This is a genomic window from Streptomyces sp. NPDC020299 (genome assembly GCF_044387825.1).
GTDB lineage: Bacteria > Actinomycetota > Actinomycetes > Streptomycetales > Streptomycetaceae > Streptomyces.
Map to the genome: position 1 here is coordinate 58,973 of NZ_JBIRWL010000002.1, position 25,408 is coordinate 84,380.

The following is a 25,408-nucleotide window of genomic DNA, read 5'->3' on the forward strand; positions in this document are numbered from 1 at the left end:
CGCACCCGACATGCGGAGGACTTTCGTGACCCCACCTCTCGGCAGACGGTCGTTCCTCACCGCGGCAGGAGCCACCGCGGCGGCCCTGACCGTCACCGACAGCCCCGCCGCCCAGGCCGCGCCCCGCCCGCCCGGCACCCGCCGGCCCTCGTCCGCCGCGCTGGTGCGGCCCTTCCCCCTCACCGCGGTGACCCTGCTGACGGGCCCGTTCAAGGACAACCAGAGCCGCAACACCGCCTATCTGCGCTTCGTCGACATCGACCGGCTGCTGCACACCTTCCGGCTCAACGTCGGCCTGTCCAGCACCGCCCAGCCCTGTAGCGGCTGGGAGGGCCCGGACGTCGAACTGCGCGGCCACTCCACCGGCCACCTCCTGTCGGGCCTCGCCCTCGGCTGGTCGGCCACGGGGGACACCGCCCTGCGCGACAAGGGCCGCAAACTGGTCGCCGCGCTCGCCGCGTGCCAGGCCGCCTCCCCGGCCGCGGGCTACGGCAAGGGCTATCTGTCGGCCTTCCCGGAGAGCTTCTTCGACCGGCTGGAGGCCGGCACGGGGGTGTGGGCCCCCTACTACACCCTGCACAAGATCATGGCCGGGCTGGTCGACCAGTACCGGCTGGCCGGGAACGAGCAGGCGCTCGACGTGGTCCTCCGCAAGGGGGAGTGGGTCAACCAGCGCACGGCGAAGCTCAGTCACGAGCAGATGCAGCGGGTACTGGAGACCGAGTTCGGCGGCATGAACGACGTCCTCGCCGATCTGCACGCGATCACCGGTGACGCCCTCTGGCTGGAGGTCGCCGAACGCTTCACGCACGCCCGCGTCTTCGACCCCCTCGCGGCGAACGAGGACCGGCTGGCCGGGCTGCACGCCAACACCCAGATACCGAAGATGGTCGGGGCGATGCGCCTGTGGCAGGAGGGTCTGCCCGACCGCTACCGCACGATCGCCGAGAACTTCTGGCGCATCGTCACCGACCACCACACCTACGTCATCGGCGGCAACAGCAACGGCGAGGCCTTCCACGAACCCGACGTCATCGCGGGCCAGTTGTCCAACGGCACCTGCGAGAACTGCAACAGCTACAACATGCTCAAGCTGACCCGGCTGCTGCACTTCCACGCCCCGGACCGCACCGACCTGCTCGACTACTACGAGCGCACCCTGTTCAACCAGATGCTCGGCGAGCAGGACCCGGACTCCGCGCACGGCTTCAACATCTACTACACCGGTCTGGCCCCCGGCTCCTTCAAGCAGCAGCCGTCCTTCATGGGCACGGACCCGAACGCCTACTCCACCGACTACGACAACTTCTCCTGCGACCACGGCACCGGCATGGAGACCCAGGCCAAGTTCGCCGACACCGTCTACACGCACGACGAACAGCGGCTGCTGGTCAACCTGTTCATCCCCTCCGAGGTCACCTGGCGGGAGAAGGGCATCACCTGGCGGCAGGCCACCACCCTGCCCGACTCCTCCTCCACCGTGCTCACGGTCACCGCCGGAGGCGCCGCCCACAAGCTGCTGATCCGCATCCCCGCCTGGGCCACCGGCGCCCGCGCCAAGCTCAACGGCCGTACCCTGCCGGACCGTCCGGCGGCGGGCAGCCGGCTGATCATCGACCGGACCTGGCGCCGCGGCGACCGGGTCGAGGTGACGCTGCCGATGCGCACCACCGTCGAGGCCACCCCCGACGACCCGGACGTCAAGGCCGTGCTGCACGGCCCGGTGGTCCTGGCCGGGGCCTACGGCGACCGCGCCAACCCGTGGATGCCGCGGCTGGACCCCGCCTCGGTCCGGCGGGCCGCGACGAACCCGCTGCGGCTGACCGCGAGCGCGGACGGCGAGAAGGTGACGCTGCTGCCCGTCGCCCGCGTCCACCACCAGCACTACACCGTCTACTGGCAGACCGGTGAACCGGCGTCTCCGCCGCCCGAGTTCGCGGCCTGGCACCGCTTCGACGAGACCTCCGGCACGACGGCCTCCGACGCCACCGGAAACGGAAAGGCCGCCACCCTCGCCGGTGGGGCCGCCTGGGTACAGGGCCGCAGTGGCGGTGCCGTCGCCCTGGACGGCACGGACGGCCATGTCGCCCTCGCCGACGACCTGTTGGCGGGCGCCTCCGTCTACTCGGTGGCGACCTGGGTCAACCTCTCCGGCCAACCCGCCGCCTGGACCCGCATCTTCGACTTCGGCACCGGCGTCACCGCGAACATGTTCCTGACGCCGCTGAGCGACGCCGGCACCCTCCGGTACGCCATCACCGCGGGCGGCGGGGGAGCGGAACAGCGCATCAACGCCGACCCGCTGCCCACCGACCGCTGGGTGCACGTGGCTGTGACCTACGGCACGGGAACCGCCGTGCTGTACGTCGACGGCAAGGAGGCAGGCCGCAACACCGCGGTCACCGTCGAACCACGCTACTTCGGCAACCACATCCGGGCCGCGTACATCGGCAGGTCCCAGTACTCCGACCCGTACCTGAAGGCGGCCGTCGACGACTTCCGCGTCTACGGCAGGACGCTCACCCCGGCGGAGGTGGCGGCGCTGGCCTCCGCTTCATGACGTGACCGTCGCTTTCCGCGGCGCCGTACGGGAAGACCGGCGACGGCGAGGACGCGGCGGGGGCCGGGCAGGAGTCCGGCGGCAATCGGGGCATGACGAGGCTCTGCGTCCTGGCGCCTTGGCGTCATGGCGTCATGGCGTCAATGACATCGATGGAATGGAAGGGTGTTCCATGGGGAAGCGGAGACAGGACGGCGGTGTGACGCGGCGTCAGGCCCTCGCGATCGGTGCGGCGGCCGCGGGGGCGGCGGCACTCGACCTGGAGGCGCCGGCGGCGGCCGCGGCCCGGACCGGGAACCCGGGCGGGGCCGGGCGGGCACGCGAGCGGTCGTTCGACGAGGGCTGGCTGTTCCTGCGCGGCGACGCCGAGGGTGCCGAGTCACCGTCGTACGACGACGGCTCCTGGCGGTCCCTGGACCTGCCGCACGACTGGAGCATCGAGGACCTGCCGTACGCGGGCACCGCGGACGGCGCCGCCACCAGCGACCCCTCACTCCTGGTCCTCAAGGACCCCGACCCCACCGCGCCCACCCCGCCGCAGGTCATCGGCCCGTTCGACACACAGCGCAGCCAGAACGGCGGCTCGACCGGCTACACGGTCGGCGGAATCGGCTGGTACCGCAAGCACTTCCCCTCGCCCGGCGACGGCGACCACCACGCCGAGCTGCGGTTCGACGGCGTCCACCAGAACGCCGACGTCTGGCTCAACGGCGTACATCTCGGCTTCCACCCCTACGGCTACACCTCCTTCGCGTACGACCTGACACCGCACCTGAACCGCACCGGACCGAACGTGCTCGCCGTCCGCGTGGACAACAGCGGCCAGAACAGCCGCTGGTACTCGGGCTCCGGCATCTACCGGCACACCTGGCTGACCGTGACGGGCCCGGTGCGGATCCCGCTGTGGGGCGTGCGGGTGACGACGCCCGAGGCGGGCACGCGCCGTTCGGTCGCCCGGGTGGCGGTGTCGGTCGCCAACCTCGGCATGCGGTCCTCGTCGGCGGGGGTACGCGTCACGGTCCTGGACCCGCACGGGCACCCCGTCGCCGTCCGGCAGGCGCCCGCGCGGACCGTCGGCCCCGGCGCCACGGCCGCCGCCGAGCTCGACCTGCCGATCGCCCGGGCGGCCCTGTGGTCCCCCGACTCCCCGAGCCTCCACACCGCCCGCGCGGAGGTGCTGGACCGCGGCCAGGTCGTCGACACGCTCACCACCACGTTCGGGATCCGGTCGCTGGTGTGGAACGGCGAGTCCGGCTTCCTGCTCAACGACGAGCCCGTGAAGATCACCGGCGGCTGCGTCCACCACGACCACGGGCCGATGGGCGCCGTCGCGCTGGACCGTTCGGAGGAGCGCCGGGTCGAGATCCTCAAGGCAGCCGGCTTCAACGCGATCCGCACCGCCCACAACCCGCCCACGCCGTCCCTCCTGGACGCCTGCGACCGGCTGGGCATGCTGGTGATGGACGAGTTCTTCGACGTGTGGGACACCGGGAAGAACCCGCAGGACTACTCGGTGTACTTCGCCGACTGGTGGGAGCGGGACCTGACCGGCACCGTCCTCAGGGACCGCAACCATCCCAGCGTGGTGATCTGGTCGCTCGGCAACGAGATCACCGACAAGACCAACGGCGAGCGCGGCGCCGAGATGGCGCGCCTGCTCCGCTCCCTCGACCCCACCCGCCCGATCACCCTCGGCGGCGGCTCCACCTTCTCACCGGACGATCCCTCCTGGAGCTACGTCGACGTCGGCGACGTGCACTACAACGCCAACGGCAAGGGTTACGGCCCCATGCACGACGCCCACCCCGAGAAGGCGATGACACAGAGCGAGGGCTTCCCCGCGACGATCTACCAGGACACGAAGTTCGCCGAGGACCATCCCTGGGCCGTCGGCAGCTGGGTGTGGGCCGCCTGGGACTACCTCGGCGAGTCCGGCATCGGCAAGACACCCATGGCCCCCGAGGGAACGGCCGCGAGCATCGGCGACCAGAGCGTCATGCCCGGCTGGTCCGTCGCCCGGACGCTCCACCACTCCTGGGGCGGCTTCGGCTACCCGTACCCCTACTTCCAGGGCAACTGCGGCGACCTCGATCTGATCGGCCGCCGCAAGCCCCAGAACCACTGGCGTGCCGCGATCTCCGGCCGCAGCCCCGTCGAGCTGCTGGTGGAACGCCCCACCCGGCCCGGAACCGAGCAAGTGGCGGTCTGGTGGGGCTACTTCGACGAACTGACCAGCTGGACCTGGGACGTCGACCCCGGCCACCCCATGACGGTGCACGTCTACACACCCGGCGACAGCGTACGGCTGCTGCTCGACGGCGCGGACTTCGCGGGCGGCGCTCCCACGGCCCCCGAACGCGCCATGGCCACCTTCACCGTTCCGTACACCCCCGGCGAGCTGACGGCGGTCGCCTCCCGGAACGGCAAGGAGATAGGCCGTACGAGCCTCACCACCGTCGGGGCGCCGGCCGCCCTCCGCCTCGTCCCGGACATGAAGGCCCTCACCACCGGCCGCGACGACCTCGCACACGTGCTCGTCGAGGTGACCGACCGCCGGGGCCGGCTCGTGCCCGACGCGACGCTCCAGGTGGGCTTCGAGACAGCCGGTGCGGGGGAACTCGCCGCGGTCGGCAACGGCAACCCGCACAACGCCGACAGCTTCCGGCAGCCCCGGCGCCACACGTGGCACGGCCAGGCACTCGCCATCCTGCGCCCGGCGAAACACCCGGGCCGTCTCACCCTGACGGCGAAAGTCCCCGGCCTGCGCCCGGCGACCGTCACCCTGCCGGTGACCCGCGGATGGTGACACCGCGTCCAGAGCCGCCGCCCGCTCCGCCACGTTCGGGGGAACCGGCGGCGCGCCGGTAACCCGGCTGGGCGGCCCGGATGGTGCGAGCCGGTGGCGTGGCTGACGGTGGTTCATGTCGGAGGTCGGGTCATGACAGCTGATGGAGTATTGGCTGCCCGGCCCCGGCGGAAGGATTCCGAGATGCGATCTGCCCGCATGATCCTGGCCGCGGCGGCGGCGACGGCCGCCCTCGCCATCGCCACTCCCGGGGCCCACGCCTACGGGGGCGACGAGGGCCGTGACGACTCTTCTTACAGCAAGAAGCAAGGCGACGACAGCAGCCACGACGAGGAGCGCGGCGGGGGCCACTCCGGTGGCGGCAAGAACGAGTCGAGCGGGGACGACTACGAATCGGACGGGGACGACAGCGGCTACGATTCCGGCTCCTCCAAGGACGACGAGCACGACAAGGGCGGCGGCTGGAGCAAGGAGAAGGACCACGACAAGCCGCGCGGCGGCATGCACACCGGAGGCGGCGCGCTGGCCACGCCGGCCGTGACCGCCGCCGGGCTGTCCGTCGTGGCCGTGGCCGCCACCGGCATGTACGCGCTGCGCCGCCGCAAGGTCGGGGAACCGGCCATCTGACCGAAAGGCCGATGTCCCAGGGCTACGGCCGCCGCCCGCGCACCCCGCGCCCGGCGGCCGGCTGCCCGCCCCCCCCGACAGCCGCGCTGCCGTGTCCGAGTGAGGTGGTTTCCCATGGCAGCTGTCCCGTCGTCCCCCACCCGTACCCCCACCGCCTCCGACCCGGCCCCGGCCGGGCCGGGCTCCCGCTCCGGTGGGCGGCTGGTGTGGGCCGCCGCGATCGCACTCCTGGCCGTCGCCCTGATCGGCGGCAGACAGGGGCCGTCCGGCTCGCCCGATCCGCCCGACGCGGCGAGCGTCGCGGGCGCCCCCACCGCATCGGCGGCCTCGGACACCCCCGGGTCGGACAAGCACCTGTCCCGCTCCAGACCGACGCGCCTGTCCATCCCGAAGATCTCCGTCGACGCCCCCTTCACGTCCCTCGCCATCGGCGACTCCGGCCGGCTCCAGCCGCCGCCCGCCGACAACATCAACCTCGTCGGCTGGTACTCCGACGGCGTCTCGCCCGGGGAGGCGGGCACCGCGATCATCGCGGGCCACGTCGACACGAAGACCTCGGCCGCGGTCTTCGCGGAGCTGGGCGAGCTGAAACCCGGCGACCGCTTCACCGTGGAGCGGGCCGACGGCACGAAACCGTCCTTCGTGGTCGACAGCGCGGAGACCTTCGCCAAGGACGAGTTCCCCAGCGAGCGCGTCTACGCCGACACGCCCCGGGCGGAGGTCCGGCTCATCACCTGCGCCGGGGACTACGACCACACGGTCAAGGACTACACGGACAACCTCGTGGTCTTCGCCCACCTGCTCTGAACATCTGCTCTGATGCTCTGAGCGAGTACCCGTCCTGGTGCGCAGGCGACGCCAGGGCGGGTACCCGGCGGACGTGACTCTGCCGCATCCCGCCGAGCGGTCCCGGGGCGGGCGGGGCTGGTTCGAGCGGCCGGCCGAAGGGGCCTCCAACCTCACCAGCTCCGTCGCCTTCTCCTGCTTCTGCCTCGCCCTGGTGGCCGCGTTCGTCGCCGTCCACGCCGCCGGCCTGCCCCTGGGCTGGCAGCTGCTCGTCGGCGACATCATGACCTCGGTCAACCTGCTTCTGCCGGCCCTGCTGAAGAACTCCGAGCGACGCGCCGAGCGCGCGGTGCAGCACAAGCTGGACAGCATCGCCGCCGCGCTCCTCGAGCAGAGCGAGGGCAGGACCGGCCAGGCCCACGAGGACCTGCGCAACGCGATCCGCGTGGAGGAGCAGATCTGACCGGGCGTGTCGAACCACCGGCCCGGGGCACTGAGGGACGATGGAAACACCCCCGAGAGCCACAAGCAGGGCCGGAGAGGCAGGGCTCCATGGACCAGCGGGTCGCATCGCAGGCCACGGGCGGCGGCGTCCCGGCGGACCCCGGCGTACGCCGGCGGATCCCGCGCACCGACGCCGTGCTGCGTGACCCACGGCTGTCCGAGGCGGCGGCACGGCTGGGCGCGACCGTGGTGAAGACGGCCGTGCGACAGGCGCAGGAGCGGGCGCGGGCCGGCGCCGTCCCGCCCGAGCGGGTGGCGGACGCGGCCGTGACGCTGCTGCCGGACACGGCGGGCGGGCTCCGCCCGGTGATCAACGCCACCGGGGTGCTGCTGCACACCAACCTCGGCCGGGCCGCGCTGTCGGCGGCGGCCCGGCAGGCGGTCGGGGAGGCCGCCGGCCCCACCGACGTCGAGCTGGACCTGGTGACGGGGGCGCGGGCCCGCCGGGGGCGCTCCGCCCTGCGCGCCCTGTGCGACCGGGTGCCGTCGGCCGGCGCCGCGCACGTCGTCAACAACGGTGCCGCCGCCCTGGTCCTGGTGGCCACCGCGCTCGCCGCCGGCAAGGAGATCGTCATCAGCCGGGGGGAGATGGTGGAGATCGGGGACGGCTTCCGGCTGCCCGACCTCCTCGTCTCCACCGGGGCCCGGCTCCGCGAGGTCGGCACGACCAACCGGACGACCGCCGCCGACTACGCCGCCGCGATCGGCCCCGATACGGGATGCGTGCTGAAGGTGCACCCGTCCAACTTCCGCATCACCGGCTTCACCCGCGCCGCCGCCGTCGGTGAACTGGCGGCGCTGGGCGCCCCCGTGGTCGTGGACATCGGCTCCGGGCTGCTCGAGCCGCATCCGCTGCTGCCCGACGAGCCCGACGCCGAGACCCAGCTGCGCGACGGCGCCGCACTTGTCACCGCGAGTGGCGACAAACTCCTCGGCGGACCGCAGTGCGGGCTGCTGCTCGGCGACGCGGAACTGGTCTCCACCCTCGCGCGGCACCCCCTGGCCCGCGCCCTGCGTGTCGACAAACTGACACTTGCCGCACTGGAGGCCACGCTCACCGGTCCCCCGACGCCGACCGCCACCGCGCTGACCGCGGATCCCGCACGGCTGCGGGCCCGCGCCGACCGGCTGGCCGCCGCCCTGAACGCCGACGGCGTCGACGCACGAGCCGTCGAGAGCGCGGCGACGGTCGGCGGGGGCGGCGCGCCCGGCGTGGCCCTGCCCAGCGCCGCGCTCTCCCTGCCGGAGCGGTTCGCCGCGCCCCTGCGCACCGGCCGGGTCCCCGTGGTCGGGCGCCTGGAGGCCGGCCGCTGCCTGCTGGATCTGCGGGCGGTGCCCGCGGAGGACGACGAGCGGCTCGCCCACGCCGTCCGGTCGGTCGCGGGGAGGTAGCCGCCATGCGGGTGCTGGCCACCGCCGGGCACGTCGACCACGGCAAGTCGGCGCTGGTACGGGCGCTGACCGGGATGGAACCCGACCGCCTGGAGGAGGAGCGGCGCCGGGGACTCACCCTCGACCTCGGCTTCGTCTGGACCCGGCTCCCGCCGGACGGCGAGCACCTCGCCTTCGTGGACGTGCCGGGCCACGAGCGGTTCGTCGCGACCATGCTGGCCGGGGTCGGGCCCGTGCCCGCCGTCCTGTTCGTGGTCGCCGCCGACCAGGGCTGGCAGCCGCAGTCCGAGGAGCACCTGGCGATCCTGGACGCGCTCGGCGTGCGGCACGCCGTGCTCGCGGTGACCCGCAGCGACCTGGCGGACCCCGGGCCGGTGCGCGCCGACGCCGCCCGGCGCATGGCCGCGACCTCGCTCGGCAAGGTGCCGTCCGTCGCGGTGAGCGCGGTCACCGGCGCCGGACTGGACGAGCTGCGCGCCGAACTTGCCCGCCTGGCCGACGCACTGCCCGTGCCGCCCGCGGACGCGGACGTACGGCTGTGGCTGGACCGGGCGTTCACCGTGCGCGGCCACGGCACCGTGGTGACGGGCACCCTCGGCGCGGGCACCCTCCGGGTGGGCGACCACCTCGTCACGGCGGACGGCTCCGCCGAGCTGAGGGTCCGCGGTCTGCAGTGCCTGCACGAGGAACGCCCCGAGGTCAGCGGTGTGGCACGGGTGGCCGTCAATGTGCACGGCCCCTCGGACGGTGCGCTCGGCCGCGGACAGGTGCTGCTGACCCCGGGCCGCTGGCTGACCACCGGCCTGGTGGACGCCCGGATCGCCGGCGAGCCCGTCGACGACCTGCCCCGCACGGTCACCCTGCACATCGGTACGGCCGCCGTCCCCGTGACCGTCCGCCCGCTGGGCCCGGACACCGCCCGGCTCACCCTCGCCCGCCCCCTGCCCCTGCGGCTCGGCGACCGGGCGGTGCTGCGCGAGCCGGGCGGTGGCCGCACGCCGTGCGGGGTGACCGTACTGGACGTACGGCCGCCACGGCTGGCCCGGCGCGGCGCCGGACGGGCCCGGGCGGCACAGCTCGCGGCCATGACCGGCCGCCCGGACGGCGCGGCGGAGCTGCGCAGGCGCGGCCTGGTGCGCCGCTCGGACCTCCTCGCGATGGGCGTGCCGCCGCCGGCCGCGCCCGTCGCCGGGGACTGGCTGGCCGACGAGACGCACTGGACGGCGCTGCGCGAGCACCTGGCGGCGGAGGTGGACCGGCACGCCAAGGCCCACCCCCTGGATCCCGGCCTGCCCACCGAGGCGGCCCGCCATCTGCTGGGCCTGCCCGACCGGACCCTCGTGGACGCCCTCGCCCGGGGCGAGCCACGGCTGACCAGCCGCCAGGGCCGCCTGTACGGCCCCGGCAGCACTCGCCCGGCACTGCCGGCATCGGTCGCGACGGCCATCGACGCGGTACGCGGCGACCTGGCTCGTACGCCCTTCCGCGCACCCGAGGCCGACCGGCTGACGCGGCTGGGACTGAACCGCCGGGCGCTGGCCGCCGCCGCCTCTGCGGGTGCCCTGCTGAGGATCGCCGACGGCATCGTGCTGCTCCCCGGCGCGGACGAGCAGGCCGTGGCGGTCCTGCGCACGCTGCCGCAGCCGTTCACGTTGAGCGAGGCCCGCAGGGCACTCGACACCACCCGCCGGGTGGCCGTTCCGCTGCTGGAGTTCCTGGACACCCGGGGACACACCGAGCGCGTGGACGAGCAGCGCCGGCGCTGCCGCGAGAGGCCGGGGAGCGGAGGCGGACGGGAATCGAACCCGCCTGCCCGAGATCCTCGGGCACCTCGGTTTTGAAGACCGGGAGGGCCACCAGGCACCCACACGCCTCCACCGACCGCCAGGCTAGTTCCCCAGGAGACCGGCATGACACCGACCCGCCAAGCAGCCGTCAGGCTCACGCAGTTCGCCCACGGCGGCGGCTGCGCCTGCAAGATCCCGCCCGGCGAGCTGGAGGAGGTCGTCAGCGGTCTGACGGCACCCTCGCTCGCCGGGGCCGGCAGTCCGCTGCTGGTCGGGCTCGCCACCGGCGACGACGCGGCCGTCGTCACGCTTCCCGGGCAGGAGAACACGGCCGTGGTGTGCACCGCCGACTTCTTCACGCCCGTCGTCGACGATCCGTACGACTGGGGCCGCATCGCCGCAGCCAACGCCCTGTCGGACGTCTACGCGATGGGCGGCCGGCCCCTCCTCGCGGTCAATCTGCTGGCCTGGCCCCGCGACCGGCTGCCCTTCGACCTGGCCCGTGAGGTGCTGCGCGGCGGACTGGACGTGGCCACGGAGGCGGGCTGCCACGTCGGCGGCGGACACAGCGTCGACGACCCCGAGCCCAAGTACGGCATGGCCGTCACCGGTCTCGCGGACCCGGCGCGGCTGCTGCGCAACGACGCCGGCCGGCCCGGTCTGCCGCTGTCGCTGACCAAACCCCTCGGCCTGGGTGTGCTGAACAACCGCCACAAGGCCACCGGCGAGTGGTTCGAGCAGGCGGTCGCCACCATGGTGGCGCTCAACCGGGACGCGTCCGCCGCCGCCCTGGCCGCCGGCGCCTCCTGCGCCACCGACGTCACCGGTTTCGGGTTCCTCGGCCATCTGCACAAGCTGGCCCGGGCGTCGGGCGTGACCGCCGTCGTGGACACCGCCGCCGTGCCCTACCTGGACGGCGCCAGGGAGGCCGTGGGCGACGGGTACGTCAGCGGCGGCACCCGGCGCAACCTGGAGTGGGTGGCGCCGTTCACGGACTTCGGGGACACCGACGCCGACACCCGGCTGCTGCTGGCCGACGCCCAGACCTCGGGCGGGCTGCTGGTCGCCGGGGAGGTGCCCGGAGCGCCGGTGGTCGGGGAGCTGGTGCCCCGCGGAACCCACTCGATCGTGCTCAGGTGATCACAGCTCCGTGCCCGTCCGCTCGTCGATGCCCGCCCGCGCCCGGTAGACCCGTACCAGCTCCACGGCGGCCGGACCGCGGGGGCGGCGTCCCGGCCGGATGTCGACGGCGAACGCCTTCGTCTCCTGGATGTGGGTGTTGGGGTCAAGGGACAGATGCACCAGTTCGTTGGCCGCGTCGCCGGTGCTGTAGCCGTTCGGGCCCCAGTGGTAGGGCAGCCCCACCTGGTGCAGGGTGCGCCCGTGCACGGTCAGCGGCGGCACCCGGTCGGTGACCAGCACCCGCGCCTCGATGACGCCCCGCGCACTGACGACCGTCGCCCAGCCGGTGTGCTCAAGCCCGCGTTCGGCGGCGAGTTCCGGGGACACCTCGCAGAAGAACTCCGGCTGGAGCTCCGCCAGGTAGGGCTGCCAGCGGGACATGCCGCCCGCAGTGTGGTGCTCGGTGAGCCGGTAGGTCGTGGCGACGTAGGGGAACACCTCCGAGCCGGGCTCGTTGCCGCTGGGCTGGTAGCGGTTGTCCGGGTGCGGCGGCAGCAACTGCCGTACGGGGTTGCGCTGCCGGCCGTACAGCAGGTTGGGGAACGGCGAGTCCTGCGGCTCGTAGTGCGTCGGCAGCGGGCCGTCTGTCAGCCCGGACGGCACGTACAGCCAGGCCTTGCCGTCGGCCTGCATGATGAACGCGTCCGTGCCCGACAGCGCCTGGGGGCCCTGCGCGTCCGGCGGCGGACGGTAGCCGGGGGACTTGTCCTTCTTGAAGTCGGGGACGTCGTGGCCGGTCCACTGCCCCCGCTCCGCGTCCCACCACACCAGCGCCTTGCGCTCGCTCCAGGGTTTGCCGTCCGGGTCGGCCGAGGCGCGGTTGTACAGGATGCGCCGGTTGGCCGGCCAGGCCCAGGCCCACTGTGCGGCGACCCAGTCCTGCTCCCGGCCCGGTGTGCGGCGGGCGGCCTGGTTGACGCCGTCGGCGTACACCCCGCAGTAGATCCAGCAGCCGCAGGCGGTGGAGCCGTCGGGCTTGAGCTGCTCGTACGACGACAGGGGGCCGCCGTCGGCGTCGTGGCCGTTGATCTCGGCGAGGACCGCCTCCGCGTCCGGCTCGGCCTGGAACCCCTTGGTGGGGTAGTCCCAGGTCAGGTCGAGCACGGGCCGGTCCATCGAGTCGTCGGACCCGGCGAGCTTCTCCCGGATGATCCGCCCGAGGTGGTACGTGAACCACAGGTCGCTGCGCGCCTCGTCGGCCGGCTCGACGGCCTGGTGGTGCCACTGGAGCAGCCGCTGGGTGTTGGTGAAGCTGCCGTCCTTCTCGGTGTGCGCGGCGGCGGGCAGGAAGAACACCTCGGTGCGGATGTCCTCGGTACGCAGCTCGCCCGTCTCGATCTCCGGCCCGTCCTTCCACCAGGTGGCCGACTCGATCAGGGAGAAGTCCCGTACGACGAGCCAGTCCAGGTTGGCCATGCCCAGTCGCTGGAGCTTGGAGTTGGCCGAGCCGACGGTCGGGTTCTCACCCATGAGGAAGTAGCCCTTGCAGGTGCCCTCCAGCTGGGCCATGACGGTCTCGTAGGTCGAGTGGGAGCCCGTCAGGCGCGGCAGGTAGTCGAAGCAGAAGTCGTTGTCCGCCGTCGCGGCCTCGCCCCAGTACGCCTTGAGCAGGCTCACCAGGTAGGAGCGCATGTTGCCCCAGTAGCCCTTGTGCGCCGCGTCCGCCTCCACGAAGGCGTCCAGGCCCTGGTCCCGGTGGGCGTGCGGCATCGGGATGTAGCCGGGGAGCAGGTTGAACAGGGTGGGGATGTCCGTCGACCCCTGGATCGAGGCGTGCCCGCGCAGCGCGAGGATGCCGCCGCCCGGCCGGCCGATGTTGCCGAGCAGGCTCTGCAGGACGGAGGCCGCGCGGATGTACTGGACGCCCACTGTGTGCTGGGTCCAGCCGACCGCGTAGGCGAAGGCCGTGGTCCGGTCCCGCCCGGAGTTGTCCGTGACGAGCTCGCACACCTGGCGGAAGACGGCCTGCGGCACCCCGCAGATCCGCTCGACCATCTCCGGCGTGTAGCGGGCGTAGTGCCGCTTGAGCACCTGGAAGACGCAGCGCGGATGGGTCAGCGTCTCGTCCCGCTCCGGCTCGCCCTCGCCGATCGCCGGGCCGCCCGCGCCGTGCGCCTCGCCGCCCGCGGCCTCGCTCACCGAGCGGCCGCCGCCGGTGCGCTCCTCGTAGCGGTCGTCGCGCTGGCCCGCGGCGGCCTCCACCTCCAGGCCCTCGTACTGCCAGCTGTGGTTGTCGTAGCTGCGGGTGTCGGTGTCGAGGCCGGAGAAGACGCCGTCCAGGTCCTCGGTGTCCCGGAAGTCCTCGCGCAGGATCACCGGCGCGTTGGTGTAGGCCACGACGTAGTCACGGAAGTACGTGTCGTTGCCCAGGACGTAGTTGATGATCCCGCCGAGGAAGGCGATGTCCGAGCCCGCGCGCAGCGGCACGTGCAGGTCGGCCAGCGCGCTGGTGCGGGTGAAGCGCGGATCGACGTGGATCACCTTCGCGCCGCGGGCCTTCGCCTCCATCACCCACTGGAACCCGACCGGATGGCACTCGGCCATGTTCGAGCCCTGGATGACGATGCAGTCGGCGTTCTGCAGGTCCTGCTGGAAGGTGGTGGCGCCGCCGCGTCCGAACGAGGTTCCCAGACCGGGAACGGTGGAGGAGTGTCAAATGCGGGCCTGGTTCTCGATCTGGATCGCCCCGAGCGCCGTGAACAGCTTCTTGATCAGGTAGTTCTCTTCGTTGTCCAGCGTCGCCCCGCCCAGGCTCGCGAACCCGAGGGTGCGCCGTGTGCGGGTCTCGTCGACCTCCCACTGCCAGCCGGCGCGCCGCGCCGCGATCACCCGGTCGGCGATCATGTGCATGGCCGTGTCCAGGTCGAGGCGCTCCCAGTCGGTGCCGTGCGGGCGCCGGTACAGCACCTGGTACTCACGGGCGTCACCGGTGGTCAGCTGGAGGCTCGCCGACCCCTTCGGGCACAGCCGCCCCCGCGAGATGGGCGAGTCGGGGTCGCCCTCGATCTGGGTGACCCGCCCGTCCTGGACGTACACGTTCTGGCCGCAGCCCACCGCGCAGTACGGGCACACCGACTTCACCACCCGGTCGGCGCCGGCGATCCGCGGGGTGAGGCGCGCGCTGGTCCCGCTCTTGGCCGCGGCGCCCCGGCCCAGCGGGTCCGTCCCCGTGAGCTGGCGGTAGACCGGCCAGGAGTCGATCCAGGTGCGTACGCCCATGTCCTGCGCCCTTTCGGTGCCGGATGCCGCGCCGGCGGCTCTCCCGCTCCTCCTGCGGACATTGTCCCGCCGCGGGGCCGACCCGGCATCCGCGGCCAGGTACCCGGGAGGTGACCGCCGAAACGCGGCTGTCAGCGGGCGCGATTGCGCCGGCCGTTTTCGTCACGGTGCGGGTATCGGTGTGGCGATCGGTGGGTTCTGTGGCGGGGGTGTTGTCCCGTGCCAGGGTCGGCTCTTGGTCGTTCGCTGCGGGGTTCCTCGGCGTCCGTCGGAACGAGAGCTGTCGGCGGGCGTGGTGCGTCGGCTGTTTTCGTCACGGTGCGGGTGTCGGTGTGGCGGTCGGTGGGTTCTGTGGCGGGGGTGTTGTCCCGTGCCAGGGTCGGCTTCCGGTCGTCTGCTGCCGGGTCCCTCGGCGTCCGCCGGAACGACAGCCGTCAGCCGGTGCGGGACGCCAGTCGCTCCCGCTGTGGTACGACCGTGTACTTGGGGTCCTGCGCGGAGGCCACCCCGGCGTGGAAGACGCCGAACCGCAGTGCGGCGGAACCCGTCAGCAGGGCGGCGCCCGCCGCCACCGCGAGGCGCCGGTCCCGGTACCGTCCCGCGCAGGCCGCCAGCGCGGCCCCGCCCGCCGTCAGCAGTTCCGCCGCCCGCAGCAGGACATGCGCCCTGCCCTCCTCGTACGGCTCGGCCGCCAGGCCGATGCGTCGCTTCATCACCCGGAAGGCACTCAGCTCCAGCGCGGCCCCGAGGACCGCCATGCGGCGCGCGGGCCCCGCCTGGTCCGCCGGGGAGCAGACCAGGGCCAGCCCGGCCGCCGCGCTCGCTCCCGAGCCCGCGAAGACGAACGGCAGCTGCCGGAAGCCCTCGTGCCAGGACGGCACGGCGGTGTCCGCGATCAGCACGGCGGTGTAGGTGACGACGGCCGGACCGACGACGGCGGACGCGGTCGTCGCGGCGGAACCGACGAGCCGGTAGCGGCCCGCGACATCGGTGGCCGCCGCGATCGCCGTGAGCGGCGCGTAGCCGGCCAGCAGCCACGACCCCACGCTCATCGGCGAAGTGGGCTTGAGGACGCGCAGCATGTTCAGGAACCGGCCGGGCCGCCCCAGGTCGTGGACGAGCGCGCCCAGCGAGAGCGTGATGGCGCCGGCCGCGCCCAGCTTCGCCGGCCGGGCGAGCGCGGGCCGCCCGGTGGCCTGCGCCCCGGCGGCGAGCAGCGACGAGGAACCCGCGAGCCCCCCGAGGTAGAGGTATCCGGCGATGTCGAGGGGCTTCCACGTCGGCTGGTGCAGGATCGGCCGGCCGTAGTACGACGCGAACTCCGCTTCCGGCACCATGGGCTGTTCGCCGCGCCCCTTGCGCCGCCGACGGCGCGAGCCCTGGGCTCCCGGCATGGCCTCCCGCTCGGGCCGTTCCCCCCGCATGCCGTCGCGGGTGACGTCCGAACCGGTCATCACGGCCTCCTGGCGAAGCTGACGGCGGCCATCGCCACCAGCGAGACGGCGGCCGTCGCGGCGTGCCGCCACATGGCGGGCAGGTCCCGGGTGGTGACCACCGGGTCGGGTGGCAGACCGTAGACCTCCGGCTCGTCCAGCAGCAGGAAGAACGCCCCGTCGCCGCCGACGCCGTCCTCGGGGCTCTCGCCGTACAGCCGGGCGTCGGTCACCCCGGCCGTGTGCAGCTGCGCCACCCGGCCCGCCGCCCGCTCCCGCAGCTCGTCCAGCGGGCCGAACTGGATGGAGTCGGTCGGGCACGCCTTGGCGCAGGCCGGTTCCGTCCCGGCGCCGAGCCGGTCGTAGCACAGGGTGCACTTCCAGGCCCGCCCGTCATCCTTGCGCTGGTCGATGACACCGTACGGGCAGGCCGGTACGCAGTACCCGCAGCCGTTGCAGATGTCCTCCTGGACGACCACCGTCCCGAACTCGGTCCGGAACAGCGAACCGGTGGGGCACACGTCGAGGCAGGCCGCGTGCGTGCAGTGCTTGCAGACGTCCGAGGACATCAGCCAGCGCAGCTCGGTCCGCCCGTCGGGGGCCACGGGGGCGATCGTCCCGGCCGGTGCGCCGAGTCCGCGCGCCGCGTCGAAGACGTCGACGCCCTCGGGACCGGAGCCGGGCTCCGGGCCGACCGGAAGCCTGCGCTGCTCGATGAAGGCCACATGCCGCCAGGTGTCCGCGCCGAGGCCCTGGGTGTTGTCGTACGACATGCCCGTCAGCTCCAGGCCGTCCTCGGGCACGGCGTTCCACTCCTTGCAGGCCACCTCGCACGCCTTGCAGCCGATGCAGACGGAGGTGTCCGTGAAGAACCCCATGCGCGGTGGGGCGTCGGCGTACCCGGAGGCCCCGGCCACGTCCGGCTGCGGGCCGTACCACTGGTTGTCCCGGTCCATTCGACAACCTCCTCGCTCGCGGCTCGTGCACGGCGAAGTCCCGCCCCTCACCCAGAGCGCTCCCTTCCGAGCCTGGCACGGGTGCCCGCGCGCCGCTCGCCCGAAACGGTGCCGGGAGCGGTGATCGGCTAGGTTCGGCCGGATGAGGTTCCGCGGAGTGTTACTCGTCCTGTTCCTGCTGCCCGTCGCCGTCGGCCTGATGTACGCCGCCAAGGCGGTGGGTGTGCCCGCCGCGCCGGAGTGTCCCGGGATGCCCCTGGACCGGGAGGGCGAGGAGTCACCCGGTCCGATGGGGCCGCACAGCACGTGCGACCTCTACGACTACACCGCCCATCGGGCCGTGGCGCCGGCGCCGGCCCGCCGAGCCGGCCGACGCACCCGGGTGACCGGGACGGGGGACCGGTTCACTGCCCGTGCGTCTGCGGGGGCTCCACGCGGCAGCGGATCCCGTGGCGGTCGAGGGCCGGCCCCAGTTCGGTGAGTATCGGCTCGGGCAGGGTGCCGCCCTGGCCGAAGTCCAGGATGTGATCGGCGACGGTGCGCAGTTTCGTGTTCGTGCGCTGCGAGACGTCGATCAGGACGCGCCAGCCCTCCTCCGGGGCGATCCGGGCCACGGCCACCACCACGCCGATCGCCTGGTCGATGACGGCGTGCGAGGTGACGGCCTGCCTGAGCTGCGCGCTCTCCTCCGCCAGCCGCTCGTACTCCATGGCGAGGTCCGTCGAGGACAGCAATACAAGGGGACGGTGCCTGGAAATGGTGAAGAAAGCCATGATGTCCCCCTTCTGTCGTGCGAGTCGCCGTGATTTCTGCTGCCCCTGAACCGCCGCTTCACGCGAGCGCGCGCATGTGCCCTACGTCTCGCCCGAAGCCCGTCTGGTCTACTGGGTGAGCGGCGGGCGGTATGGAGCGAGGGCGGGGTAACGGGGGCTCATGAGCGGTGCGGGCAGACCCGGGGACCGGGACGCGGGGCCGGTGCCGGCCGGGCGGGACGCGCAGATCGCCGTGATCGAGTCGGCCCTGGCGGACATCGCGGTCGCCGGTACCTGGATCGTGCTGCGGGGTGATCCCGGGATGGGGAAGACCGCGCTGCTGAAGGCGGCCGAGGCCGCGGCCAGGCGCGCCGGGCCGCGCGTGCTGCGCATGACCGGCGCCGAGGCCGAGTCGGGCCTGCCGTACGCCGCCCTGCACCAGATGCTCTGGCCGCTGCTCGACGACACCGAGGCCCTGCCGGAGGACCAACGGCACGCTCTTCAGAGCGCGTTGGGTGTACGCGACGGCACACCGCCGCAGGGCCGCACGGTGGCCGGCGCCGCCCTCGCCCTGCTCGCCCGGGCCGCGGCGCGCCGGCCCGTCCTCGTACTCCTGGACGACCTCCAGTGGGCCGACCCGTCCAGTCTCGCCGTGTTCGACCACGTCCGGCGGCACCTGGCCCCGCTGCCCGTCGTCGTCATCGGCGCGACCCGGCAGGGCGGTGACGGCACCGACCGCCCACCCGGCCGGGTGATCGACCTGACGCCCTTGGCCGAGCGGGACGCCGAGCGGCTGCTGGACACCCTCCACCCGTATGTGCCCGAGGAGACCCGCCGCCGGGTCCTGCGCACCGCCGGCGGCAACCCGCTCGCCCTGCACGAGCTGCCGGGGCAGGCAGCGGCCGGGATCGCCGAACTCCTCGACGAACTGCCGCTGGGCGAACGTCTCGGACGCCTCTACGAGGACCGGCTGCGGGCCCTTCCGGACGGCGCCCGGCACCTGCTGCTGGTGGCTGCCATCGGTGGAGCGTTCGCCCAACGCCTGCCGGCACTCCGGGAGTTGGCGGAACGAAATGCGCTCTCGCCCTGGACGGAGACCTGGGCGCACATCGAGGCCTCCGGGCTGGCCCACGCCGCCCCGACCGCCGGCCGTCTGGTGTTCCGCCATCCACTGGTGCGCGCCTGCCTGCTGCACATCTCCGCACCGGCCGAGCGCCGCGCGGCACACCGGCTGCTCGCCGACGCCCACCCCGCCGACAGCGCGCGGCGGCTCACCCACCTGGCGGCCGCCGCCCTCGGTGCCGACGGCGAACTGGCCGGGCTGCTGCACCGGGAGGCCGGCCGAGAAGCCGCCCGGGGCGCGGACACCGAGGCGGCGGCGCTGATGGCGCGGGCGGCCGGGCTGAGCCCGGACCCGGCGAGCCGGGCCTCGCGCCTCGTCGCCGCGGCCGCCATGGCCGCTCGGGGCGGACGGCCACGCGCGGCGGCGGACCTCGCCGCCGAGGCCGAGGCCGAGGCCCGCCCGGGACGGCCCGAGCCCGTCGCCGCGCACGCGTTCGCCGTCGCCTGCGCCCGCCTCCAGCTCGACGGGGACCCGACGCCCGTCATCGAACTGCTGCCCGGCGCCCTCGATCACGCTGCCGCGGCGGGTGCGGGGGAACCGAGCGCCGGGCTGTGGGAACCGATGCTGCTTCTGCTGCTCGTCGTCGCCGTCCACACCGGCGACGAGCGGGCGTGGGCCGCCGCCGAACACCACATGGCGGGCACCTCCGAACGGGCGGCGCTGTGTTTTCGGGCCTGGTCGGGGCCGTACCCCGACGAGCAGGCCCTGCCGGACCGGCTGCGCGGGGCGGTCGCCGCCCTGCCCGAGGACGGGGGCGGGGCGGCCACCGCGGCCGGGCTCCTGCTGTGGACGGCCGCCGCCCTCGACGCCGTCGGCGAGCACCGCGCGCTGTGGAGTCGCTTCGCATCCGGCCAGGCGCACGGCCGCCAGGGCTTCGTCGACGTCCTGCGCGCGCACGACGACTTCCTACACGGCCGCTGGGAGGCCTCGCTCACCCTCTCCCGCCGGGGCGCCGATACCTCCGCCGCCCACGGTCACCCCTTCCACGAGATGCTGTTCCTGCTGAACGTCGCACAGGTACGCGCCGCCCGCGGGGACCGCGCCGGTCTCGCCGCGCTGGAACCGACCCTCGGCACCATGGCGCAGGAGCGGCGGATGCGTCGCGTCACCGAGCGGCTGCGGGGACTGGAGGTGCTCTGCGCGCTCGGCCACGGCCGGGCCGAGGAGGCCTGGCGGTACGCGCGGCGCCTGGCCCCGCCCGGCACCGTCCCCGCCCGCACGCCCTGGTTCCACCTGTCGCTGGTCGACTGGGTGCAGGCCGCCGTGGACAGCGGGCGGCCGGAGGAGGCCCGGCGGCACCTGCGGGCGGTCCGCGCGTCCGGGATCGCGGATGTCTCGGACCACCACGGTTTCCTGGTGGCCGTCGCGGAGGCCCTCGGGGCCGCGGACGAGGACGCGGACGGGATGTTCGAGGTCGTGTACGCCCACCCGGGCGCCGGCAGCCGGCCGTTCCCGCTCGCCAGGGCCCACCTCGCCCATGGCGGACGGCTCCAGCGAGGCGGCCGGGGCGAGGCCGCCACGGACCACTTCCGGGCCGCGCTCACCGCCTTCACCCGCCTCGGCGCCACCTCCTGGGCCGAACAGGCCGCCCGCGCCCTCGACGGGCCGGGCACCGGCAGCGGGGCACCGGGTGACGCCGGCGTACCGCATCCGCTGCTGTCCGCGCGGGAGCTGCGGATCGCCGAACTGGCGGCGCAGGGGCTGACCAACCGCCAGATCGCCGAGCGGCTCGGACTGTCACCGCGTACCGTCGGCGCCCACCTCTACAAGATCTTCCCCAAGCTCGGCATCACGACCCGCGGCGGAGTGGCCCGGGCCCTGGAGGAGACCCGGCACCTGCCCGGTCCTCCGGCAGGGCCCGGGCCAGGGCCGCCCGTGAGGTGATCCCCAGTTTCGGGAAGATGCGGTACAGGTGCGCCCCGATCGTCCGGGGCGACAGCCGCAGCTCGGCACCGACCTCCTTGTTCGTCAGCCCGGTGGCGACGAGACGGGCGATGCGCAGCTCCTGCGCCGTGAGCGGACCGGGGCCCACGGCGCCGGTGCCCCCGAGGGTGCCGAGCTCGGCCCGGCACTGCTCCTCCCAGGGACCGGCACCCAGGTCCCGGAAGGTGCGGCACGCGGCCCGCAGCAGGTCGTCCGCCTCCGCCCGCCGGCCCAGTCGGCGGAGCCGGGAACCGTCCGCCAGCCGCAGCCGGGCCAGGTCGAACACCCACTGGCCGGCCCCCGGCACGGCATAGGCCGCCGCGTAGGCAGCGTCTGCCGCGTCGTCCTCGGCGGTGAGCGCGGTCGCCGCGGCCAGCAGGAACGCGTGGTGCGCGGAGATCGCGTCCATCCGGGCCGCCCGCCCGGCCGCGACGTGCGCCAGCGCCTCGGCCCGCCGCCCGCAGCGCAGGCTCGCGGCCACGAAGTCGAAGAACGGCAGGTGGAACCAGGGCAGGCCGTACGGCAGCTCACCCGGGGCCATCAGCCCGCGCAGCCGGGTGTACGTCTCCTCGTACCGTCCGTGGGCCAGGGCGGCGAGGGCGTCGAGGTGGTCCAGACGGTCCGTGACGAACCGCATCCGCGCCCTGGAAGCCGCCGGTTCGATCCGCGCCCGCGCCTGAGCCAGGCCCCGCTCGTCCCCACGGCCCGCCAGGAAGTGCGCGTAGTAGTGGCGGAAGAGCAGCGCGTTGGTGTGGTAGCCCAGTTCCTCCGCGGTCTCGGCCTCCCGCAGACAGTCCTGCGCCGCCTCCCAACGGCCCCGCAGGAACCCCTGATAGCACCTCGCCTTCGCCAGGGACCCCTGGGTGGCGTAGCCGTGCTCCCCGGCGAGCAGCCGCCACAGGTCCGCGTCCGCACCGTCGACCGCGGCGGCCGTCCACAGCAGCAGCCAGGCGCCGCCCGTCTCCCGGCGCGCCGCCGACCGCGCCACCAGCGCCCGCAGTTCCCTCTCCGCCCCGTGCGCCGTGCGCGGGGGGTCCGCCCACGCGCGCAGACACAGCCGGGCGGCGGGGGAGACATGCGCGCGGTGCCGCCGCAGCGTCTCCCACCCCCTCGCGTCGCCCGTGTAGGCGGAGGCCAGCAGCAGCTTGAAGACCATCTGCTCCACGAGGTCGCCGAAGCCGGGGGCGCCGGGGGCGGTCAGCGCGGCCAGGGCCCGGGGCAGCAGCGAGAACGAGGACGCGAAGTCGACATGGTGACTCTGGTCGACATACACGACGGCGTAGGCGAACAGCGGGGCGACGTCCTCGGGCACCGGTCCCCGCCGCAACTCCCGCACCAGCCGGGCCGCGTACGCCAGCCGCCCGCCCCGGGCGGACATCACCGCCGCCCAGGTCAGCCGCCGAGCCCGGGACGCGGGCCCCGCGCTCAGGGCCGCCGCGCGGTCCAGCAGCAGCGCGCCCTCCGCGTCACCCCCGCGCAGCGCGATCCGGGTTCCCGCCTCCTGCAGGCGGGCGGCGAGCCGTTCGTCCGGCCCCTCGGCGGCCGAGGCCTCGTGCAGCAGCCGGCGCGGGTCGTCCTCGGCCAGCCGCTCGGCCAGCGCCCGGTGCGCGAACCGGCGTTCCGCGTCCGAGGCGGCGGCGATCACGGCGCTGCGCACCAGCGGATGCCGGAAGACCAGCCGCCCGGTGTGGTCCAGCCGGGCCAGGCCGCTGCCCTCGATGTGGCCGAGCGTCCGCTCCGCACCGTCCCGGACGCCGGGCACGGCCTCCGGGACGGTGCCGCCGCCCTCCAGCGCGCCGAGCAGCAGGACCCGTCCCGCGTCCGCGGGCAGCGAGCGCAGCCGTCGTACGTACTCCGCTTCCAGCCGCCGGCCGAGCGGAAGGCGCTCCGGGAGCGGCACGACGCCGCTGCGGTGCTCGCCGGCCAACTGGCCGGGCAGCTCCGCCAGGGCCAGCGGATTGCCGGCCGCCTCGTCCATCACCCGCTCGGCCGTCGCCGCGGTCAGCCCCGGATGCCAGCGCCGCAGCAGCACGCACGACTCCTCGCGCGACAGCGCCCCGACGTCCACCGGATGGACGGGCCGGCCCTCCAGCGCGCGGCCGTCGGGACGACCGGCGCACACCATGACCGCACGCAGGTCCGTGATCCGCTGGTGCAGGAAGAGCAGGACGGCGGCGCTGGAGGAGTCCACCCAGTGCAGGTCGTCGACGAGGATCAGCACCGGGCGGCGGCGCGCCTCCTCGGCGAGCAGTGCCAGCGCGGACGCGCCGACCATGAAACCACCGGAGGGGAGCCCGTCCCGCAGTCCCAGCGCCCGCTCCAGGGCGTGCCGTTGCTGCCGGGGCAGCGCCCGCGAGTTCGCCAGCAGCGGCCCCAGCACCTGGTGCAGGACCCCGAAGGCGATACCGGACTCCGCTTCCTCGGCCCCTGCCCGCAGGACGGTGAAGCCCTGTTCGGCGGCGCACGCGGCCGTCCAGTCCAGCAGCGCGGTCTTCCCGATCCCCGCGTCGCCGCGCAGTACGGTCGCCGAGCCGGCCGCCCCGGACCGCGCGGCGGCCAAGGACCGCTCCAGCACCTCCCGTTCGCGGTGCCTGCCGACGAGGACCGTGTCGCCGCGTCCTGGTCCCACGGTGCCCCCTCCTTCGTCCCCGCGCCATCGTGGCACCGCCGGGTTGCCCGAGCGTGCACGGCTCTTGCCCGTGCCCGCAGGGATGGCCGGACCGCCGCCCCGTCGCACCGGTGCCGCCGCAGGCTGGACGCCGTACGAACGCGTCGACCAGAGGGGCCGAATGAGCCTGACACCCGTATCCGTCCACAGCCTCGGCTTCCTGCACGTGTCCACGGTGCGGGGTACGGCACAGTCCTACGCCCATGACCCCGGCGCCGCCACCGCCGACCCCTCGCTCCTGCTGGCCCTGTGCGCCGCGGGCCGGGCGACCCTCGTCCGCCGGGGGACCGCGGAGCCCTGCGGGCCCGGCGACCTCTTCCTCTGCGAAGCGGCGGAGCCCTTCACGCTGCGTGCGCCCGACGACCTCACCCTGCACCTGGTGCGGATACCGCGGTACGCCCTCACCCTCACCGGTGCCCAGGCCGGTGCCCTGGGCGGCCGGGCCCCGTTCGCCGGGGGCTCGGTGGCGCCGCTGCTGGGCTCCCTGGTGCGGGAGGTCGCCGGGGCGACGGAGGCGTACTCCCCCCGCACGGCCCTCCATCTGGCCGGAACCGTAGCGGAGTTGGTCGCGCTGCTTGCCGTCGAGGACATCGACGCCGGGCCCCGGGACCGCGGCGAGGGACGCGACAGCCTGGTCCGGCAGCTGCGTGCCCACGTCGACGCGCGCCTGTGGGACCGGGAACTGACACCGGGGACCCTCGCCACGGCCCAGCACATCTCGATCCGCTACCTGCACAAGCTCTTCGAGGACCACGGCAGCACGGTGGGCCGCTGGATCCAGCACCGCCGTCTGGAAGAGGCGCGGCGCGAACTGGCCCGCCCCGGGCGCGGCGACACCACGGTCTCCGCGGTCGCCCGCCGCTGGGGCTTCGCCAGCGCCACCCACTTCAGCCGCAGCTTCCGCGCCGCGTACGGCGTCTCCCCCAGCGCCTGGCGCGACGCCCGGCTCGGACCGACCCGGGGGGCCGGGGGGACGGACGGCTGACAGGGGGGCGCTTCGGACCCTCGGGGGCCGGGCCGCTGCTCGGAGGTTCGGCCGGCCGGGGGGCGTGCCGCGCGATCCCCGGTGGGTGCCGGTGGGTGCGCTCCGGATGCGGTGGTGCCCCGGGTTCCGGACGGCCGGGCCCGCGCCGACCCGGCGATCGGTCCGGTCGCCGCGGACCGACCTGCAGTCCGGGGCACCGGCTGGGTCGAGCAGCGCCGGATACCGTGCGATGACCCGGTCGAGGTCGGCGAGCGAGGCGTCGAACAGCGACAGGAATCGCTCGGTGAAGTCGTCGGCCGCCGGGTCTGTGCGGTAGGCGGACGGCGGTTGTTCGGCGCTGGTGACAGGGGGGAAGCCGAGGCGGATACGGCGGACCGTGACCGACTGGCCGACTGGCCGGAAGGAGGTGCCCAAAGACGGACGTCGGCGCCGTCACGTTGCGAGCGGGGCGGGGGTACCACCGCCGGCGCACAGCGGCCCGCCCCCCGGGTTTTGGCGGGCCGTCCCGGCACACCTGGCCGTGGCCGAGCCGTCGCACGGCGGGTTGCGGGCCCGAGGCCTCGGCCACGGACGGCCGGACCCGGGCGGGATGCGGCGATCGGCCCGGCTGCCGCGGGCAGTCCTGCCGTCGGCGCGCGGCAGCCGCCGCCCGGCGGCCCCCGTCGTGGCCGGCCCGCGCCGTGGTCGCGGCCGGGCCGCCGGCAC

14 protein-coding genes, 1 tRNA gene and 1 pseudogene are annotated in these 25,408 nt (G+C 74.4%); 10 read left to right on the forward strand and 6 right to left on the reverse strand.

Annotated features, from left to right (window positions below):
* The first annotated feature begins 25 nt into the window (after positions 1-25).
* From ACH45E_RS04505 to ACH45E_RS04535, 7 genes and pseudogenes are all read left to right on the forward strand, one after another.
* A complete protein-coding gene (locus ACH45E_RS04505; RefSeq protein WP_361451368.1) occupies positions 26-2,560 on the forward strand; it encodes a beta-L-arabinofuranosidase domain-containing protein in 2,535 nt (844 codons plus the stop codon).
* 172 nt (positions 2,561-2,732) lie between these two features.
* On the forward strand, positions 2,733-5,366 hold the full coding sequence (locus ACH45E_RS04510; protein WP_361451365.1) for a glycoside hydrolase family 2 TIM barrel-domain containing protein: 2,634 nt from the start codon (positions 2,733-2,735) through the stop codon (positions 5,364-5,366).
* 183 nt (positions 5,367-5,549) lie between these two features.
* The gene (locus ACH45E_RS04515; protein WP_361451362.1) at positions 5,550-5,993 is read left to right on the forward strand and encodes a hypothetical protein; all 444 of its coding nucleotides are present in this window, start codon (positions 5,550-5,552) and stop codon (positions 5,991-5,993) included.
* A gap of 114 nt (positions 5,994-6,107) precedes the next feature.
* Positions 6,108-6,800: a class F sortase gene (locus ACH45E_RS04520; protein WP_361451359.1), complete on the forward strand. Its 693-nt coding sequence runs from the start codon at positions 6,108-6,110 to the stop codon at positions 6,798-6,800.
* Positions 6,801-6,873: 73 nt separating this feature from the next.
* The gene (locus ACH45E_RS04525) at positions 6,874-7,242 is read left to right on the forward strand and encodes a hypothetical protein (RefSeq protein WP_361451356.1); all 369 of its coding nucleotides are present in this window, start codon (positions 6,874-6,876) and stop codon (positions 7,240-7,242) included.
* An 89-nt stretch (positions 7,243-7,331) separates the two neighbouring features.
* Positions 7,332-8,675 (forward strand): L-seryl-tRNA(Sec) selenium transferase, encoded by a 1,344-nt coding sequence (selA, locus tag ACH45E_RS04530; RefSeq protein ID WP_361451353.1) that lies wholly within the window; start codon positions 7,332-7,334, stop codon positions 8,673-8,675.
* A gap of 5 nt (positions 8,676-8,680) precedes the next feature.
* Positions 8,681-10,423: pseudogene (locus ACH45E_RS04535) on the forward strand (SelB C-terminal domain-containing protein); the annotation flags it as partial.
* A 35-nt stretch (positions 10,424-10,458) separates the two neighbouring features.
* Here the strand turns inward: ACH45E_RS04535 and ACH45E_RS04540 are convergent.
* Positions 10,459-10,551: transfer RNA gene (locus ACH45E_RS04540), tRNA-Sec, on the reverse strand.
* Positions 10,552-10,585: 34 nt separating this feature from the next.
* Between ACH45E_RS04540 and selD the strand changes: the two genes are divergently transcribed.
* On the forward strand, positions 10,586-11,602 hold the full coding sequence (gene selD / locus ACH45E_RS04545) for a selenide, water dikinase SelD (protein ID WP_361451350.1): 1,017 nt from the start codon (positions 10,586-10,588) through the stop codon (positions 11,600-11,602).
* Here the strand turns inward: selD and fdh are convergent, their stop codons facing one another.
* The 4 genes from fdh to ACH45E_RS04565 form a co-directional block, all read right to left on the reverse strand.
* Positions 11,603-14,863 carry a formate dehydrogenase gene (gene fdh, locus ACH45E_RS04550; protein ID WP_361451347.1) on the reverse strand — a complete coding sequence of 1,087 codons (3,261 nt, stop codon included), beginning with the start codon at positions 14,861-14,863 and terminating at the stop codon, positions 11,603-11,605. It lies immediately after the preceding gene.
* Positions 14,864-15,297: 434 nt separating this feature from the next.
* Positions 15,298-16,317, reverse strand: a complete 1,020-nt coding sequence (nrfD, locus tag ACH45E_RS04555; protein ID WP_361451345.1) for an NrfD/PsrC family molybdoenzyme membrane anchor subunit — start codon at positions 16,315-16,317, stop codon at positions 15,298-15,300.
* Complete coding sequence (locus ACH45E_RS04560) at positions 16,317-17,252, reverse strand: 4Fe-4S dicluster domain-containing protein (protein WP_361451342.1); 936 nt, start codon at positions 17,250-17,252, stop codon at positions 16,317-16,319. The genes nrfD and ACH45E_RS04560 overlap by 1 nt, the downstream gene beginning before the upstream one ends.
* A 404-nt stretch (positions 17,253-17,656) precedes the next feature.
* On the reverse strand, positions 17,657-18,025 hold the full coding sequence (locus ACH45E_RS04565; RefSeq protein WP_361451339.1) for an ANTAR domain-containing protein: 369 nt from the start codon (positions 18,023-18,025) through the stop codon (positions 17,657-17,659).
* 160 nt (positions 18,026-18,185) lie between these two features.
* Between ACH45E_RS04565 and ACH45E_RS04570 the strand changes: the two genes are divergently transcribed.
* On the forward strand, positions 18,186-21,011 hold the full coding sequence (locus ACH45E_RS04570) for an AAA family ATPase (protein ID WP_361451336.1): 2,826 nt from the start codon (positions 18,186-18,188) through the stop codon (positions 21,009-21,011).
* Here the strand turns inward: ACH45E_RS04570 and ACH45E_RS04575 are convergent.
* Positions 20,917-23,679, reverse strand: a complete 2,763-nt coding sequence (locus tag ACH45E_RS04575) for a LuxR family transcriptional regulator (RefSeq protein WP_361451333.1) — start codon at positions 23,677-23,679, stop codon at positions 20,917-20,919. The genes ACH45E_RS04570 and ACH45E_RS04575 overlap by 95 nt on opposite strands.
* A gap of 160 nt (positions 23,680-23,839) precedes the next feature.
* Here ACH45E_RS04575 and ACH45E_RS04580 point away from each other — a divergent pair, with 160 nt between their 5' ends.
* Positions 23,840-24,703 carry an AraC family transcriptional regulator gene (locus tag ACH45E_RS04580; RefSeq protein ID WP_361451330.1) on the forward strand — a complete coding sequence of 288 codons (864 nt, stop codon included), beginning with the start codon at positions 23,840-23,842 and terminating at the stop codon, positions 24,701-24,703.
* The last annotated feature ends 705 nt before the right edge of the window (positions 24,704-25,408 follow it).

Coding starts and splice junctions, on each gene's coding strand:
- ACH45E_RS04510 (WP_361451365.1), top strand. CDS start 2,733: ATGGGGAAGCGGAGACAGGACGGCGGTGTGACGCGGCGTCAGGCCCTC.
- ACH45E_RS04515 (WP_361451362.1), top strand. CDS start 5,550: ATGCGATCTGCCCGCATGATCCTGGCCGCGGCGGCGGCGACGGCCGCC.
- ACH45E_RS04520 (WP_361451359.1), top strand. CDS start 6,108: ATGGCAGCTGTCCCGTCGTCCCCCACCCGTACCCCCACCGCCTCCGAC.
- selA (WP_361451353.1), top strand. CDS start 7,332: ATGGACCAGCGGGTCGCATCGCAGGCCACGGGCGGCGGCGTCCCGGCG.
- selD (WP_361451350.1), top strand. CDS start 10,586: ATGACACCGACCCGCCAAGCAGCCGTCAGGCTCACGCAGTTCGCCCAC.
- nrfD (WP_361451345.1), bottom strand. CDS start 16,317: ATGACCGGTTCGGACGTCACCCGCGACGGCATGCGGGGGGAACGGCCC.
- ACH45E_RS04560 (WP_361451342.1), bottom strand. CDS start 17,252: ATGGACCGGGACAACCAGTGGTACGGCCCGCAGCCGGACGTGGCCGGG.
- ACH45E_RS04565 (WP_361451339.1), bottom strand. CDS start 18,025: ATGGCTTTCTTCACCATTTCCAGGCACCGTCCCCTTGTATTGCTGTCC.
- ACH45E_RS04570 (WP_361451336.1), top strand. CDS start 18,186: ATGAGCGGTGCGGGCAGACCCGGGGACCGGGACGCGGGGCCGGTGCCG.
- ACH45E_RS04580 (WP_361451330.1), top strand. CDS start 23,840: ATGAGCCTGACACCCGTATCCGTCCACAGCCTCGGCTTCCTGCACGTG.